Origin of the sequence: Reyranella sp. (assembly GCF_965249915.1) — a bacterium.
Classification (GTDB): Bacteria; Pseudomonadota; Alphaproteobacteria; order Reyranellales; family Reyranellaceae; genus Reyranella.
In genome coordinates this window covers 851,554-867,640 of record NZ_OZ252257.1, presented here as the reverse complement: position 1 = coordinate 867,640, position 16,087 = coordinate 851,554, and the positions used below count along the sequence as shown (strand labels likewise).

15 protein-coding genes are annotated in these 16,087 nt (G+C 67.3%); 8 read left to right on the top strand and 7 right to left on the bottom strand.

Annotated elements, in window-relative coordinates:
* Positions 1-20: 20 nt before the first annotated feature.
* Entirely contained in the window at positions 21-815 is a 795-nt protein-coding gene (locus ACP15H_RS04230; RefSeq protein WP_425064973.1) for an SDR family oxidoreductase, read from the top strand.
* Positions 802-1,560, top strand: coding sequence for an SDR family oxidoreductase (locus ACP15H_RS04225; RefSeq protein WP_425064972.1), 759 nt, complete (start codon positions 802-804; stop codon positions 1,558-1,560). The genes ACP15H_RS04230 and ACP15H_RS04225 overlap by 14 nt, the downstream gene beginning before the upstream one ends.
* Before the next feature lie 102 nt (positions 1,561-1,662).
* Here the strand turns inward: ACP15H_RS04225 and ACP15H_RS04220 are convergent, their stop codons facing one another.
* Genes ACP15H_RS04220 through ACP15H_RS04205 form a run of 4 tightly spaced genes read right to left on the bottom strand, consistent with a single transcriptional unit; the run spans position 1,663 to position 4,995 of the window.
* The gene (locus ACP15H_RS04220; RefSeq protein ID WP_425064971.1) at positions 1,663-2,547 is read right to left on the bottom strand and encodes an alpha/beta fold hydrolase; all 885 of its coding nucleotides are present in this window, start codon (positions 2,545-2,547) and stop codon (positions 1,663-1,665) included.
* Positions 2,547-3,308, bottom strand: coding sequence for an ABC transporter ATP-binding protein (locus ACP15H_RS04215; RefSeq protein WP_422012687.1), 762 nt, complete (start codon positions 3,306-3,308; stop codon positions 2,547-2,549). Before ACP15H_RS04215 ends, ACP15H_RS04220 begins: the two co-directional genes overlap by 1 nt.
* A complete protein-coding gene (locus ACP15H_RS04210) occupies positions 3,305-4,066 on the bottom strand; it encodes an ABC transporter permease (protein ID WP_425064970.1) in 762 nt (253 codons plus the stop codon). The genes ACP15H_RS04215 and ACP15H_RS04210 overlap by 4 nt, the downstream gene beginning before the upstream one ends.
* On the bottom strand, positions 4,066-4,995 hold the full coding sequence (locus ACP15H_RS04205; RefSeq protein WP_425064969.1) for an ABC transporter substrate-binding protein: 930 nt from the start codon (positions 4,993-4,995) through the stop codon (positions 4,066-4,068). Before ACP15H_RS04205 ends, ACP15H_RS04210 begins: the two co-directional genes overlap by 1 nt.
* A gap of 136 nt (positions 4,996-5,131) precedes the next feature.
* Here ACP15H_RS04205 and ACP15H_RS04200 point away from each other — a divergent pair, with 136 nt between their 5' ends.
* Positions 5,132-5,872, top strand: coding sequence for a 2OG-Fe dioxygenase family protein (locus ACP15H_RS04200; RefSeq protein WP_425064968.1), 741 nt, complete (start codon positions 5,132-5,134; stop codon positions 5,870-5,872).
* A gap of 35 nt (positions 5,873-5,907) precedes the next feature.
* Here ACP15H_RS04200 and ACP15H_RS04195 read toward each other — a convergent pair whose 3' ends face one another.
* The 3 genes from ACP15H_RS04195 to ACP15H_RS04185 are packed head-to-tail and all read right to left on the bottom strand — an operon-like array spanning position 5,908 to position 7,894.
* On the bottom strand, positions 5,908-6,732 hold the full coding sequence (locus ACP15H_RS04195) for a hypothetical protein (RefSeq protein ID WP_425064967.1): 825 nt from the start codon (positions 6,730-6,732) through the stop codon (positions 5,908-5,910).
* Positions 6,732-7,085 (bottom strand): hypothetical protein, encoded by a 354-nt coding sequence (locus ACP15H_RS04190; RefSeq protein ID WP_425064966.1) that lies wholly within the window; start codon positions 7,083-7,085, stop codon positions 6,732-6,734. Before ACP15H_RS04190 ends, ACP15H_RS04195 begins: the two co-directional genes overlap by 1 nt.
* A 32-nt stretch (positions 7,086-7,117) precedes the next feature.
* Positions 7,118-7,894 (bottom strand): SDR family NAD(P)-dependent oxidoreductase, encoded by a 777-nt coding sequence (locus ACP15H_RS04185; protein ID WP_425064965.1) that lies wholly within the window; start codon positions 7,892-7,894, stop codon positions 7,118-7,120.
* A 153-nt stretch (positions 7,895-8,047) separates the two neighbouring features.
* On the opposite strand from ACP15H_RS04185, the gene ACP15H_RS04180 reads away from it, so the two are divergent.
* The 5 genes from ACP15H_RS04180 (at position 8,048) to ACP15H_RS04160 (ending at position 16,065) form a co-directional block, all read left to right on the top strand.
* Positions 8,048-8,617, top strand: a complete 570-nt coding sequence (locus ACP15H_RS04180) for a hypothetical protein (RefSeq protein ID WP_425064964.1) — start codon at positions 8,048-8,050, stop codon at positions 8,615-8,617.
* A gap of 89 nt (positions 8,618-8,706) precedes the next feature.
* Positions 8,707-10,584 (top strand): autotransporter assembly complex protein TamA, encoded by a 1,878-nt coding sequence (locus ACP15H_RS04175; RefSeq protein ID WP_425064963.1) that lies wholly within the window; start codon positions 8,707-8,709, stop codon positions 10,582-10,584.
* The gene (locus ACP15H_RS04170; RefSeq protein ID WP_425064962.1) at positions 10,584-14,591 is read left to right on the top strand and encodes a translocation/assembly module TamB domain-containing protein; all 4,008 of its coding nucleotides are present in this window, start codon (positions 10,584-10,586) and stop codon (positions 14,589-14,591) included. Before ACP15H_RS04175 ends, ACP15H_RS04170 begins: the two co-directional genes overlap by 1 nt.
* 140 nt (positions 14,592-14,731) lie before the next feature.
* On the top strand, positions 14,732-15,406 hold the full coding sequence (locus tag ACP15H_RS04165) for an OmpA family protein (RefSeq protein ID WP_425064961.1): 675 nt from the start codon (positions 14,732-14,734) through the stop codon (positions 15,404-15,406).
* 71 nt (positions 15,407-15,477) lie between these two features.
* A complete protein-coding gene (locus ACP15H_RS04160; protein ID WP_425064960.1) occupies positions 15,478-16,065 on the top strand; it encodes a DedA family protein in 588 nt (195 codons plus the stop codon).
* The last annotated feature ends 22 nt before the right edge of the window (positions 16,066-16,087 follow it).

The following is a 16,087-nucleotide window of genomic DNA, read 5'->3' as shown; positions in this document are numbered from 1 at the left end:
GCGGCTATGATCGCGTCACCATGAGCGATGAACTTTCCGGGAGAGTGGCGGTCGTCACCGGCGGCGGTTCGGGCATCGGCGCCGCCTCGGCTGCCCTGCTCGCTGCAGCCGGCGCGGCCGTGATCGTGGCCGACCTGGCCGAGGGCTCGAAAGAGACACAGGTCGGCCGCTTCGTGACGCATGACGTCGCCTCGGAGGAGGCCTGGCAGTCGCTGCTGGCGGACATCCTCCAGCGCGAAGGGCGGCTCGACATCATGGTCAACAATGCCGGCATCTCCGGCGGTCCCGGCAACCCCGAGACCACGACCGTCGAGAATTGGCAGAACGTCCAGGCGATCAATTCCGAGGGCGTGTTCCTCGGCTGCAAGTACGCCATCCAGGGCATGAAGCATCTCGGCGCGGGCAAGACGGCCCCCGGGGGCTCGATCGTGAACATCTCCTCGATTGCCGGTCTCGTCGGCGGCGCCGGTCCCACGGCCTATACCGCCAGCAAGGGCGCGGTGCGGCTGCTCAGCAAGAGCGTGGCGCTCTACTGTGCCGAGCAGAAATACGGCATCCGCTGCAACTCCGTACATCCGGGCGGCGTCGACACGGCGATCTTCAACCCGCTGTGGCAGGCGGTCGGCCGCGAGCAGGGCAAAGCCTTCCTGGGCTCCCGCCATCCGATCGGCCGCATGGCCGAGCCGCAGGATCTCGGTGAAATCGTGCTGTGGCTGGCCTCGGACCGCTCGTCCTTCGTGACCGGTGCGGAGTTCACTTCCGACGGCGGCGTGACCGCCGGCATTATGAGGAGGTCGCTCCTTGCCCCGTCTTGAGAACAAGGTCGTCCTGCTGAGCGGCGGCGCGTCGGGCATCGGTGCCGCGACCGCGCGCATGATCGTGCGCGAGGGCGGCAAGGCCGTACTGGCCGACCGCGACGAAGCCAAGGGCCGTGCCCTGGCGGCCGAGCTGGGCGACTCAGCGCATTTCGTGCCGCTCGACGTCGTTCAGGAAGAGAGCTGGCAGGCTGCCGTTGCGGCCTCGGTCGAAAAGTTCGGCGCGCTGCACGGGCTCCTGAACGCGGCCGGCGTCGGCGTGCGCAACTCGATCGAGGACTGCACGCTCGCGGAATACCGCTGCGTCAACGACATCAACTCGCTGGGCACGTTCCTCGGCTGCAAGCATGCCATCCCGGCGATGAAGGAATCGGGCGGCGGCTCGATCGTCAACATCTCCTCGGTGCTGGGCCTGCGCGGCGCGTCCTACGCCATGGCCTACTGCGCCTCCAAAGGCGCAGTGCGCACCCTCACCAAGAACGTGGCGCTGCACTGTGCGCAGCAGAAGTACAATATCCGCTGCAACTCCGTGCATCCGGGCTACATCGACACGCCGATGATCGCGCCGCGGCTCGATTCCAATGTCGGCAACATGACCGGCCGCCAGGCACTGGAGGAACTCCACCCGCTCGGCCGCCTCGGCCAGGCCGATGAGGTGGCCCACATGATCCTGTTCCTGCTGTCGGACGAGTCGACCTTCTCGACCGGCTCGGAATTCGTCTGCGATGGTGGCTTAACGGCGTAGAGCGCGTTGCTGTCATCCTGAGCGCAGCGAAGGACCTCACGTCACCTACGCAGTCCTCTGGTCGCTCCGCCAGGGCCTTCGCTGCGCCCAGGACGACAGATTTTAGCTCTTCATCCCCGTGATCGAGCCCGAGACGGCACGCGGGTCGCGCTTGGGCCACCGGCCGGCTTCGACCTGGACGATGAAGTCGCCGACGATGCGGTTGAACTGGTCGGGGTCCTCGAGATTGATCGTGTGGCCGCAGTTCGGCATCACCGCCAGTGCCGCCGACGGGATCTCCCGCTTCATCAGCATCGACGGCGCGAGGCAGGGCCAGTCCTCGTCGCCGGTCAGCACCAGCGTCGGGACCGTCATCGCCCGCATCTTGTCGACCAGGTCATAGAGCGACGGCCGCTCGCCCTGGCAGCCGAGCTGGGTGTTGGCCGAGCCGAGCGCCGAATGCTCGGCCAGCGCCTTCTTGAACTCGGCGAATCCGCGCGGGTCCTTGTTCTCGAACTGAACGCGCGTCGGGCCGTAGGCGTACTTCTCCGCGAAGGCCGCCATCCCCTCCTCGGTGAGCGACCTGGCCACGATGCCGACCTCGGCCTTGAACTTCGCCGTCTCGTGCTTCTCCGCGCCGTAGCCGACGCCGGCCACGACCAGCGAGCGCGCCCGCGTCGGATGACGGAAGCCGAAATGCAGGCTGGCGAAGCCGCCCATCGAGAGGCCGACGACGTGCGCCTTCTCGATCCCGAGATGATCCATCACCGCCAGGATGTCGTCGGTGGCGCGATTCTGGCTGTAGCTCTCGGGCTTCTCCGGCACGTCGGACGGCGGATAGCCGCGCGCACCGTAGGTGATGCAGCGATAGCGCTGGCCGAAATGGCGCATCTGCATTTCCCACGAACGATGGTCGGCGGCGAATTCGTGCACGAACACGATGGGCGCGCCCGCTCCGGTCTCCTCGAAGTAGAGCTTCACGCCATCATCAGTCGTCGCATAAGACATCAGTCGATCTCCCTGTCGGCCCCGACCAGCCCGCGCAACTCGCGAGCCAGGGCAACGAATTCCGGCAATTGTGACGTACGCGGCCGTGGCAAATCCACCTTGATGTCAGCCGCTATGCGGCCCGGCCGCGGGCTGAATACGAGGATGCGATCGGCCAGCAGCAAGGCCTCGTCGATCGAGTGCGTGACGAAGAGCACCGTCGTGCGCTGTTTCTCCCAGATCTGCAGCACCTCGTCCTGCAGCTTGCCGCGCGTCTGGGCATCGAGCGCGCCGAACGGCTCGTCCATGAGCAATGCCTTGGGTCGCGTCGTCAGCGCCCGGGCGATGCCGACCCGCTGGCGCATGCCGCCCGAAAGTTCATGCGGATAGCGGTCGGCGAAGCCCGTAAGGCTGGTCATCTCGATGAACTGCGTCGCCGTCGCCCGCCGCTCGGCGGCCGGCGTGCCGCGCGCCTTCATGTTGAACTCGACGTTCTTCTGCACCGTCATCCAGGGGAAGAGACCATGGTCCTGGAAGACGATGGCGGCCTCTGGCGACGGGCCGTCGAGTTCACGATTGGCGATGACGATCTGCCCCGAGGTCGGCTTCTCGAGCCCCGCCACCATCTGCAGCAGCGTGGACTTGCCGCAGCCCGAGCGCCCCAGCAGGCAGACGAAGTCGCCGGCATCGCAGGCGAAGTCGATGCCGCGCAGCGCCTCCACCGGTTCGGTCTTGCCGGGATAGATCTTCCCGACACCGATGCATTCCAGGAACTTGCTCATTCGGGCGATGCCGTGAGGCCCTCCTGCCAGCGGCAGACATGCGCGCGGACCATGCGCACCGCCTGGTCGGCCAGCAGGCCGATGGCGCCGATCACGATGATGCCCGCGATGATGAGGTCGGAGCGGAAGGTGAGCTGGGCATTCAGGATCATGTAGCCCAGCCCCGACTTCACCGCGATCATCTCGGCCGTGACCACGGTCAGCCAGCCGCCGCCGACCGCCAGGCGAAGGCCGGTGAAGATCGCCGGCAGCGAGGCCGGGAGGATGATGTCCTTCATCACCAGGAACTCGCTGGCGCGCGCCGCCCGCGCGACCTTGATGAGCGTCCGCTCGATGCCGCGCACGCCGAAGATCGTGTTGATCAGCAGTGGCCAGGTGCCGGCCAGGAAGATCAGCGCGATCGCCGGCTTGTCGCCGATGCCGAGGAACAACAGCGCCATGGGGATGAGGGCGATCGGCGGGATCGAGCGGAAGATCTGGATCGACCAGTCCGTCATCGTGTCGAGCAGACGGTAGCGGCCGATCATCAGCCCGAGCGGCACCGCAAACAGGAAGGCGAGCGAGATGCCCACGGCCACGCGGCTGATGCTGGCCAGCGCATTGCCCAGCACCGTGTCCCAATCGTCGATGAAGACCATCAGGACCTTGGCCGGCGGCGGCAACAGGACCGGCGGATAGACCTTGGCCTGCACCGCCAGTTCCCAGGCGAGCAGCAGCAGCGCCAGGGGCAGAAGCCCCAGCGCCCGTCGGAACGGCATCAGACGAAACCGAGATTCAGGAAGTTGTCCCAGTCGGGTTCCTTCTCGAGCATCTTGTCGTCGATCATCATCTTGGCGAGCGACTTGAGGCCGCTGACGAAGGTCGGGCCGGAATCGGCGCTGAAGAACAGGTTCTTGGTCGAGAGTTCGGCCACTTCCTTGGTCATCTTGAACTGCTTGATCGTGGTCTCGATGGCGATCGAGGGATTGGCCGCCATCTCCTTGGTGGCCTTTACGTGCGCCTGCACCATCTTCTTCGTGAGATCCGGATCTTTCTTCACGAAGGCCGAGGAAGCCACGAAGCCCAGGTTGGTCTTGCCCATGGGAGAATCGTACGGCACCCACAGGCGCTTGCCCCAGCCGTTGACTTCAGCGAGGGCAGCATAGGGTTCGAACACGCAGATGGCGGCGACGTCGCCGCGCATCAGCGGGATCGGCTGGTCCTGGTTGTCCATGAAGGCCAGCTCAACCTTCCCGAAGACACCCTCCTGCTTCAGCTTCCAGTTCAGCGACACAAGGCCGATCGAACCGTTCTGCACGGCGATCTTCTTGCCGACGAGGTCCTGGAAGCTCTTGATCGACGGCTGGGCCAGCACCATCCAGCCGCCATCGCAGCCATTGGCCAGCACCTGCATCGGAAAGCCCTTGGTCGCGACCTGCATGGTGGCCGAGAGACCGCCATTGCCGATATCGACATCGCCCGAGGCAACGGCCTGCATGCGCTGCACCAGCGAGGGGAACATGACCAGTTCGAGGTCGATGCCTTCGGGCTTGAGCAGCGCCGGCATCAGGAAGGCCGCGTTGGTCGTGGTGGTGAAGGCCGAACCCATCTTCACCTTGCGGAGGTTCTGCCCGAGCGACGCGCGCGAGACGATGGCGGGGGCGGCAAAGGAAGCGGCAGCGGTGGCGAGAAGCTTGCGTCGCAACATGTGTGAATCTCCATGAGCCGCGGAGGCGGCAGGGCAGCGGTGACGGAGCGCGCTCTGCAATCGCTGGGCCAATCCCTAGAAACCTTCATGCGCCTAAGATGCGGAACGATGCCGCCGTAATGCTAAGGTAACCGACATGAGTGAAATCGGTACCGGCCTGCAGAACGCATCAGGCATCCGCGCCGCCGTCGAGCGGGCGGGTTATGCCTTCGTGGAAGCCTCCGACATGCGGACGGCCCTCGCCCGCTTCGGGTCACTCGCCGATTGGCCGGCCTTCGCCGAAAGCTGGAACGATCTCGAAGTCGACACCTACATGGGCGATGGCGGTCGCTACCGGAAGCGCCGCTTCGGCGTCTACGCGGCCGAGCGCCAGGGCGCCATCGTGCGCGGCCCCCACCAGCCGCACTATCAGGGCCTCGACTACAACACCCTGAACGGCGGCATCGAACGCTGGTTCAAGCCGGTCAGGGACGAGATCGGCGACGGCGCGTCACTGCGCACCATCCTCGAATACTGCCGCGCCCTGTTCGGCCGCCTCGCGCCCGCGGCAGCCAAGTGGCACATCGAGATCCATCAGTTCCGCATCGAGGCCAAGACCGGCGAGGCCGGCAAGCCTACTCCCGAGGGCATGCATCGCGACGGTGTCGACTATGTGCTCGTGCTGCTGATCAATCGCCGCAATATCGCGAGCGGCACCACCACCGTGCACGATCTCGACAAACGCGCGCTGGGCAGCTTCACCCTCACCGACCCGCTCGACGCCGCGCTCGTCGACGACTCCCGCTGCTATCACGGCGTGACGCCGGTCGAGCCGGAGAACCCGGCCCTGCCCGCCTACCGCGACGTGCTGGTGGTGACGTTCAAGAAGAAGCCGTGACGACTCCGACCGGTTCGTCGGATCCTTACTCTTCCTCAAGTCGCGATGTGCATGTGCGCCAGCGTGCAGCTCACCGCGAAGATCGGGACCGGTTCGCAGAAATCGACCGTTCCCTTTGCGCCCATCGCAGCAGCGGCCGCGGCGATGAAGGTGCGAATCTCGAAGCCGCCCTGCCCCGCTTCGCGATAGGTCTCGGCGTCGGTGTAGGAAAGAAGTGCCTCGCGGTCGTTGGCCGACCAGCGGCGCAGGAACTCGCGATCCCATTCCTGATTGATCTTGCCTGAGTCCGGCGTGGCGGGCCAATGCGAGAGGCCGCCGGTACCGATCAGCGCGATGCGCTCGGGAACCGAATCGGCGGCTCGCCGCAGGGCCTCCCCGAACGCCCAGGCACGGGACAGCGGGGCGAGCGGCGGGCCCTGGCAGTTGATGTTGGCGGGGACGATCGGCAGGTCGTAATCGGGCGTCAGGAAGTGCAGCGGCACCGAGATGCCGTGATCGAACTGCCATTCCTCGGCATAGGCCACGTCGACCGTCTGCATCACGTTCTCGATCAGCCGGCGCGACAGGACCTTGTTGCCCGGTACGGTCGTGCGCTTGATGCGCAGGAACGCTTCGTCCTCGATCGGGCCCTCGTAGCTGTCGGCCATGCCGATGGCGAAGGCCGGCATGTTGCTCATGAAGAAGTTCGCGAAATGCTCGGCCGCGATCACCACCAGCGCGTCGGGCCGGGTGGCGCGAATATCGTCGCCCATGCGGCGGAACGCACTCTCCAGGGCCTGCCGTGTCTGGGTGTCGGCCCGCTCGGCGCGGCCGGTCATGCCGGGGGCGTGGCTGCAGGCGCCGCAATAGACCAGGGGCATCAGCGCGTCTCCCGTTCGGCCTTGAGTCGCGCATCGTGCGCCTCGACACCCTCGTAGCCGGTGGCGGCATAGACGCCTTCGCGCACCGGCCCGTACGCCTTCAGCCCTTGCCGCATGCGTTCGAGATAGTCGCTCCACTCGATGCGGTGCAGCGCCGCGAAGTGCATCAGGAGCTGGCCGTTGACGCCCAGCACGTAGAGAAGCCCGATGTCGGGCTTCTCCAACGCAGCCATCTCCTCCGGCGTGAGGTCGTAGTCGCCGAGCACGGCGTGGCGCTCGTCGGCATAGCGCTGCCGCGTGCGCGGATCGCGGTTGAGCTGATAGATCAGCTTCTGGACCTGGTAGAGACTCATCCCCAGCCCTCCCGCGATTCCGGACGGAGCGGTTACCCGCCGCTGCCGATGGTCACGCCGGCATCGGCGATGATGGTCTGGCCGGTGATGAAGGCGCCGGCCTTGCCGGCCAGCATCACCGCGATGCCGCCGATATCGTCCGGCTCGCCGATCCGGCCGAGCGGCGCGCCCTTGAGGCGGACGGCGAGATACTTGGGGTCGTCCCACAGCGCCTTGGCGAAGTCGGTCTTCACCAGCCCGGGGGCGATCGTGTTCACGCGGATATTGTCCTTGCCGTACTCGACCGCGAGGTTGCGCGCGAGCTGCATGTCGGCGGCCTTGGAGATGCCGTAGGCGCCGATCACGGGGGTGCCGCGCACGCCGCCGATCGACGAGACGATGATGATCGAGCCGTCCTTCTTGGCGCGCATATCGGGCAGGCAGAAGTTGATCAGCCACATGCTCGACAGGATGTTGTTGTGCATGACCTTCATGAACACGTCGTCGGGCAGGTTCTCGTTCGGCCCGTAATACGGGTTCGACGCGGCGTTGCAGACCAGGATGTCGACCGGCCCGAGCTGCTTCTTGGTCTCGGCGATCAGCTTTTCGCACTGCGCCTTGTCGGAAATGTTGCAGGGAATGACGATGGCTTCGCCGCCGGCCGCCTTGATCTCTGCCGCCGCCTCCTCGCAGGCCGGCGCCTTGCGGCTCGAGACCACGACCTTGGCGCCCTGCAGCGCGAGATGCAGGGCGATCGACTTGCCGATGCCCTTGCTCGAGCCGGTGACGACGGCGACCTTGCCGGTAAGGTCGAAAAGCGGCGATGCCATTGAGCTGTCCTCCAGAAGATTTCGGCTTCTTGTGTGGCATGAACGCAAAGGATCGAAAACCCCGGAACCATGGCCAGGCTCGCTCACGAAGGCCTGATTTGCCGGGGCGAAGATCGGCACCCAAGTTCGGCGCTCAGTCCACAGGAGTTCTCGATGCGCCTCACCACCAGGATCGGCGCCGTGCTCGCGGGTCTCGTCGCTCTGCCTGCGCTCGCGGTCGCCGCCACGATCGGCGGCGTCTACTATGCGCCGCAATATGATTATCGCGACTTCTTCGCCGCGACCGACGGCAAATCGTTCCCGGTAATCCTCGCGGGCGATGCCTTCCCCGGGGTCGATCCCGGCACGGTGGCGCGCGACCTGCTCCCGGCGATGCAACGCGCCAAGCCCCGCCCGGCGCTCACCTTCACCTATGACCGCCCAATTCCACCGGCGAGCCCCGACTACCGGCTGGTCCTGGTGTTCGATCCGGCCAACGATCTCAATGCGGATCCGGTCTGTGCCGGCGCACCGCCCCGCTTCCAACCGGGCAAGCCGGGTCGCTTCTACGTCTATGCGATCTACTGCCGGAACGACCGGGCCATGTCCTTTACCACCGCTTGGACACAGGCGACCGGCCCGGACGACCCGCGGCTCGAACGGCTGTTCCGCGAACTCTTCATGGTCATCTTCAGCGATCAGCAGCGGCGTTTTGCGCAACTCGACCCGCGTCTCGTGCCGTGAGCGGGCGCGCGCGACCGCAGCTGGGGACCCCGTAGAAGGCGGAAGGAGGCATCCCTTTTCCACGCCACGCGTTGTATGGCTTGCGTGGCATGTCCTTGGTAAACCGCGAGTTCCTGCGCTGGGTGCGCATATGCTGCCTCGTCTCGACGATTTGGGCGGGGGTGGCCGGCTTGTGGCTGCGCACAGCCGAGGCACGCACCGGCCAGGTCGTGCTCACGGTGACCGGAGACGAACGCATGTCGTCCGATCTCAAAGAGCTTTCCGAAGATTTCGAGAAGCAGCAACCGCTTACGGGCGATGCGTTGGGCGTCCTGCAGGGAGCTCAAGCGGTCGCGGCGCGGCTCAATACCGCGCTGCGGTCGCGCGGCTACTACGACGCGACGCTGAGCGCGACAGTCGATGGCAGGCCGATCGCCGACGCCTCGGCGCTGGAAGCCCTCGAATCCCGGCCCGATACCGAGGCGGCGACCGTCAACATCGCCATCGACACCGGCCCACGCTATCGCATCGGCTCCATCGCCATCCGACCGCCCGGCGCGCAGCAGTCCCTGCCCGGGATCGACCGCGCCGAACTCGGCATCGCTCCCGGCGACCCCGCGGACGCCTCCGCCATCATAGCCGCCCAGAACAAGCTGCTGGACGAACTGCGCAAGCAGGGCCACGCCCTGGCCGCCATCAAGGACCGTGAAGTCATCGTCGATCACGCCACGCGCGAGGCCGAGATCACTTTCATCGCCGAGCCCGGTCCGCTCGCCAAGATGGGCCCGGTGCGCTTCACCGGCACCGAGAAGGTCGATACGGTATGGCTTCAGCGTCGCGTCCCCTTCAAGGAGGGCGATCCCTACTCCCCGGCCAAGGTCGAGGAGCTGCGCGGAAAGCTCACCTCGCTGGGCACCTTCAATGCCGTCCGATTGAAGCCCGCGACCGAACTCGACGCCAACGGCGAGCTGCCGATCGAGGCCGAGCTGACCGACCGGCTGCAGCGCTCGTTCGGCTTCGGCGTGAGTTACGAGACCCAGCTCGGTTTCGCGGTCGAGGGCTTCTGGGTCCACCGTAACCTGTTCGGCCAGGCTGAAAGCCTGCGCCTGTCCGGCGAGGTCAATCACATCGGCCAGGGCTACGCGATCCTCGATACGGGCTTTGCCTTCCGGGCGGCGTTCCGCAAGCCCGACTGGTGGCTGCCGGGACAGGATCTGCGCCTGGAAGCGGCGGCCCTGCGCGAGGTGCTCGATGCCTACACGCGCAAGGCCGTCACCTTCTACGGTGGCTTCGACCGCACCTTCTCGCCGCGCTGGCAGGCCCGACTGGGCTTCGCCGCCGAGGTGGCGGACATCACCCGCAACGGCATTACGCAGAATTACCGGATGCTGGGTCTCCAGGGCACCTTGCTCTACAACAGGGCCAACAGCGACCTCGACCCGACGCGCGGCTATCGCATCGAATTCAACGTCCAGCCCTGGGTCGATACCGGACCGGGTGGCGACATGTTCACCATCCTGCGCCTCACGGGCCGCCACTATTGGGATATCGCCGAACCCGGTCGCACCGTGCTGGCAACCCGCGCCTCGTTCGGGACGGAGCCCGCCATCAGCATCGGCGGCATCCCGCCCGACAAGCTGTTCTATGCCGGCGGCGGCGGTTCGGTGCGCGGCTTCGTCTACCAGACCGCCGGACCGCTCGACGCCTATGGCAACCCGCTGGGCGGCGCGAGTGTGGTCGAGGCCAGCGTCGAACTGCGCCAGCGCATCGGCAAGGCGTTCGGCGCGGTGGCCTTCGTCGACGCCGGCAGCGCCTACCCTGATTTCGTGCCGAACTTCTCGCAGTTGGCGCCGCGAGTCGGCGCCGGTGTCGGCATCCGCTACTATACCGACTTCGGGCCCATCCGGGCCGATGTCGGTGTCCCGCTGAACCGCCGGCCGACCGATCCGCCGTTCGGCATCTACGTGAGCCTGGGGCAGGCCTTCTGATGCGCGCGCTTCGGCTCTCGGCCTATGTCCTCCTGGCACTCGCGGCGGTGCTGGGTCTCGCCTTTGCCGCCGTGCAGACCGCGCCGGGCAAACGGTTCCTGGCCTCCCTCGCGTCCGACCTCGCCTCTTCGCCCGATCAGAAGATCACGATCACCGGGATCGACGGCTTCGTGCCCACCGACCTGCAGGTGGCGAAGGTCGAGATTGCCGACCGCACCGGTCCCTGGCTGCAGGTCGAGAATGCGCGCCTGTCGTGGTCGTTTCCATCGCTCCTGCAGCGCCGGCTGCGCATAGACCTGCTGTCGGCCGCCAGGATCAGCGTGCTGCGCGCGCCGCAGGACGAGAAGAAGGAGACCACGCCTTCGAGCGGCAGTCTCCGACTCCCCTTCGACATCGATCTGCGGACCCTGCGCATCGACGACCTCCAGCTGGCGGCTGCTCTCGGAGGCATTGAGTCGCACTGGAAGATCGGCGGCGAGGCGGCTGTCGCCAGGGACCTCGGCGAGATTCGCGCCAAGCTGGGGGCCGACCGGCTCGAGGGTCCCAAGGGCAAGCTCACCGCCGACGTTCGGGTCGACCGCTCGCCGCGCAAGATCGCTGCCGACATCACGCTCGACGAGGCGTCCGGTGGCATAGTGGCCGCGCTGATGCAGCGGCCGGACTTGCCGGACATCTCCCTCAAGCTGTCCGCCCAGGGCGATCCGCGCGACGGCACGGCGACGCTCACGGCCAAGGCCGGCGACAAGGCGACGGCCACGGGTAATCTGCGGTGGATGCCCGATGGCAACGACACCGGTTTCCAGGCCGGCCTCGACGCCGGCCCGATCGAGGTACCCGCCCAGGGCGTCGCCTGGAAAGGGCTGCATCTCGAGGCGGATGGCAAACTCACCGACGCGATCCGTGTGCGCGGCCGGGTCGAAGAGTTGAAGCTTGCAACGCTCGATTCTCGCTTCCCGCAACCCGGCACCGTCACGCTCGATGCAACGGTTTCAGATCTTGTCGGTGGAAAAATCAGGATCCGGTCGTTCGAGGTCGGCATGCCGCTGCTGCGCCTGAAAGGCGACGGGGACTACGTCCCGGCGGACGACAAGGGCGAGGTGCGCGCGACCGTCGACCTGCCGAGCCTCGAGCCGCTCTCGGGTCTGGCCGGCCGTGCGCTGAGCGGCAAAGCGGAAGTCCAGCTCACCGCGGGGATCGACAAGGGCAATCTCTCTGCCCGATGGCAGGGCCGCATTGACGGTTTCGGCGCCCCCGACGTACCGCAAAGTCTGGTTGCCACTGTCAATATCGCCGGCAACGCCACCTTGGCGCCCGACGGGGCCTGGACGATCCGGGACGCAAAGCTCGGCAGCGACAGCGGAACCCTCACCGTGTCCGGCCGCGGCCGCGAGCAGGCGGGGACCCTCGACCTGGCGCTCGATCTGCCCCGCCTGGCTGCCTTTCGCGCCGAGGTGGCAGGCGCTGCGACCGCGACGGCGACCGTGGCATTCGGCGGCCCCGAAACCTCGCTGAAGCTGAAGGTCGAGAGCCGCGACGCGGCCTATCAGAAGATCACCTCGCGACGGCTCGTACTCGACACCGCCGTGTCGCTGGCAACCGACGGCAAGCTGGCAGGTACGCTGCAGACCCAGGGCGACGTGGCGGGGCAGCCGCTGTCGCTGGACGGCCGCTTCTCGCACGATCAGGCCGCCGGGCTATCCGTCCCGAGCCTCCAGGGACGCTGGTCGAGCGCCGTGCTCGACGTTGCCAATCTTGCCATCGCCCAGAATCGCGCCACGGGACACGCGCGCCTGGCCGTTACCCAGCTCAAGGACATCGAGGCACTGGCCGCGCTGGGACTCGAAGGGTCGCTGGTCGCGAACGTCACCGCCGATCCAAACGCCCCCGCAGGCCGGCTCGACGTCTCGGTCAAAGGCACCGACCTGGCGGGTCAGGGCTTGGGTGCCGGCACCCTGGACCTCAGGGGCCACATCGAGGATCCGGCCGGCCGCGCCGCCACGGACCTTACCCTCGACGCCACGCGCCTGCGCGGTGCCGGCGGGCTGTCGACCCTGAAGGCGACCGCCAGGGGCGATCGTCCGACCGGCATCGACGTCACCCTCCAGGGCTCGGGGCCGGAACTCTCGGCCGACCTCGCGGCGAAGATTCAGATCGTGGCCGAGGAGATCCGGGTCGGGCTGTCGAAATTCACCGGCCGCTACCGCGACATACCCCTCGGCCTGAACGCGCCGACAAAGGTTACCGTGGCCGGTGCACGGATCGTGATCGATCCGACGAACCTGCGTGTCGGCGCCGGCCGGGTCGCGGTGCGCGGCGCGCTCGATCCGGTGGCGAGCGACCTGCAGGCCGAGATCGCCGGGCTGCCGCTCGCTCTGATCGACACATTTGCCCCGGGCACCGGGCTCGAAGGCACGCTGCAGGCCAAGGTGCGCGCGACCGGGGCGATGGCAGCGCCGCGGCTGGAGGCCAGCTACAGCGCAGCCGGGGTGCGCGTCCGCCGGCCCGATGCGGCCTTGATCCCCGCACTTTCCCTGCAAGGGACGGGCTCCCTCGTCGGGCAGCAGGCGAGCCTCGATGCGCGGCTCACCGCCGGCGGCAGCACCAACTTGACAATGAAAGGCACCGGGACCGTTCCGCGCGCCGGCGGTCCTGCCGCCGCCAGGATTGCCGTCGGCGGCTCGATCGACGTCGCCCCGTTTGCCCCGCTTCTGGGCAATGACATCCGCAACGTCACCGGCCGGCTCCGGCCCAATCTTACGATCGCAATCGAGGGCAAGCAGATCACCGGCAACGGCGCGATCGACTTCGAGGGCGGCGCCGTGGCAATGCCGGAGGCGGGCTTGAGGCTCAGCAACGGGCAGGGCCGTTTCGTCCTCCAGGGTGACACGCTGCAGGTCCAGCGCCTCACCTTTCAGGCTGGCACGGGCACGCTGACCGGCAGCGGCTCGATGCGCTTGGACGCGCAGAGCGGACTGGTGCTCGACATAGGCCTGGCGACGCAGCGCGCCTTGCTGGTCAGCCGTCCCGACCTGGTGGCGACGGTTTCGAGCACGCTCAAGATCACGGGAGCGACGACCTCGGGTATCGAGATTTCGGGTCCCGTGACGATCGATCGTGCCGAGATCTCGGTGGGCGGCGGTCAGACGGCCTCCTTCCCGACCCTCGACGTGCGTGAAATCAACAAGCCGGGCGCACCCGTCGCCACGGCGCAGCCTACGCCGGGCCGAAGGGCTCCCAAGGCCCCGCCGCCCCCCGATGCCACGCCGATCAGGCTCGCACTGGATGTGCGGGCGCCGCAGGCGGTCTTCGTGCGCGGGCGCGGCCTCGATGCCGAAATGAGCGGCCAGCTCACCGTCGGCGGCAGTCCCAGCGCGCCCGCGGTGATTGGCGGCTTCACCATGCGGCGCGGCACGTTCAGCCTGGGTAGCCGCCGGCTCACCTTCTCCAAGGGTATCGTGACCCTGGACAACCTGAATACGATCGACCCGCGCCTCGACTTCCTCGCAACCACGACGGCCAATTCGACGACGATCGGCGTGGCCATCACGGGGACGTCCCGCGAACCCAGAATCGAGATCACCTCGACGCCCTCGATGCCCCCCGACGAGGCCATGGCCCTCCTAATCTTCGGCAAGCCGGCCTCTCAGCTCGGCGCTTCGGAGCTGATCCAGGTCGCCCAGGCGCTTGCCGAGCTGGCCGGCCAGTCCCCGGGCGAGGGTGTGCTCAGCCGCCTGCGCAAGGGGCTGGGGCTCGACCAGCTGAGCATCGGATCGTCTTCCTCGTCATCGTCCAAGGGAGAGCCCACGGGCGCGGGGGCCAACGGAGTATCCCTGGAAGCAGGCCGGTACGTGGCCCCGGGCGTCTATGTCGGCGCCCGGCAAGGGGCCGCGGGCAATTCCAGCCGTGGCGTGGTTCAGCTCGACGTCTTCGACAACATCAAGGTCGAGGGCGACATCGGCGCCAATTCCACCGGTCGTGTGGGTGTAAAGGCGGAGTGGGACTACTGATCCGGGCGGTGGCCTGATCACGCATCCGGACGGCGCAAAGTTCTTTGTGCACGCGTCGGAACTTCTTCTGCGGCAGTGCGTTTAAGCCGACGGACGGACCCACCGTGGGTTCAGATCCGAAAATCGAGGGAAACCACTCCATGCTCAGAAAACTGCTGGTCGTCGCCGCGGCGACATTCCTGTTGGGCGCTTGCGCGTCGGAGCCGCCTCCGCCGCCGCCTCCCCCGCCGCCGCCGCCGGTCCAGGCGCAGACCTTCATGGTCTTCTTCGATTGGGATCGCTCCAACCTGACCAGCCAGGCCGTCGACACCGTCCGTCAGGCCGCGCAGGCTTTCAAGACCCGTGGCAGTGCCAACATCGTGGCGACCGGTCATACCGATACGTCGGGCTCGCCGCAGTACAACATGGCGCTGTCGCTGCGCCGCGCGAACTCGGTCAAGGAACAGCTCGTCCGTGAGGGCGTGCCGGCGACCGCTATCACGGTCAACGGCCGTGGCGAAGAAGGCCTGCTCGTACAGACCGGCGACAACGTCCGCGAGCCGCAGAACCGCCGCGTCGAGATCGTCGTGGGCGGCCAGACGACGGTCAGCACCGTGTTCTCGGATCCGCGCTCGTACTGCAAGGCGCTGAGCGACAAGTGGCGCCAGTATCGCACTGCCGTGATCGAGCCGCGTGAGGCCGCTGCCATCGCCAAGTGCGAGCAGGGCGACTACGCCGCCGGCATCCCGGTGCTCGAGGACGCGCTGATCAGCGTCAAGATCCCGCTGCCGGCCCCGGGCTATCGTTGGCCCGGCCGTCCGATCGACCCGGCCTAAACACCGGCAGTCATCGGCACGATCGAAGGCGGCCCCTCGCGGGGCCGCCTTTTTCGTTGTAGGCAGGGCCCATGTTCGACGGCGACCTCGCCTCCTTCCTGGATTTCATTCGCCGGCATGGCGACGTCGCCTACAGTTTTCTCGCCCTCTATTCGATGGCCAACAGTCTCCTGCTGGCCCTTTTCGCAGGCTATGCCGCGCAGGCGGGCGCGCTGGGCTACGAGCAGGCGCTGGCGGCCTGCTGGGCCGGCACGTTCGCGGGCGACGCCCTGCGCTTCTGGGTCGGCCGGCGCTTCGGCACCCGCTGGCTGCGCCGCATCCCACGCCTCCAGCGCGCGGTCGAGACGGCGGCACGACTGGCCGACCGCCACCATGTCTGGATGATCCTGATCCACCGCTATCCGCGCATCATCCGCAACGTGGCAGGCTTCGCCTACGGCGCGTCCGCCCTGAGCTGGCCCCGTTTCCTGGTGCTTAACTTCATCGCCGCCGGCCTGTGGGCCGCGATCGCGGTCTCCGCAGGATTTGGCTTCGGCTTCGTCTCGGAGAAGACCATGACCGACGCCCTCTCGGCGTTCGGCATCGCCATGCTGGTGGCGTTCCTCGCCCTGGGCTGGTTCCTGACCCGACGCCTGGAGCGTGTGATGGAGCGCGACTAGGGCACGCCTCCCGCGGACTGGC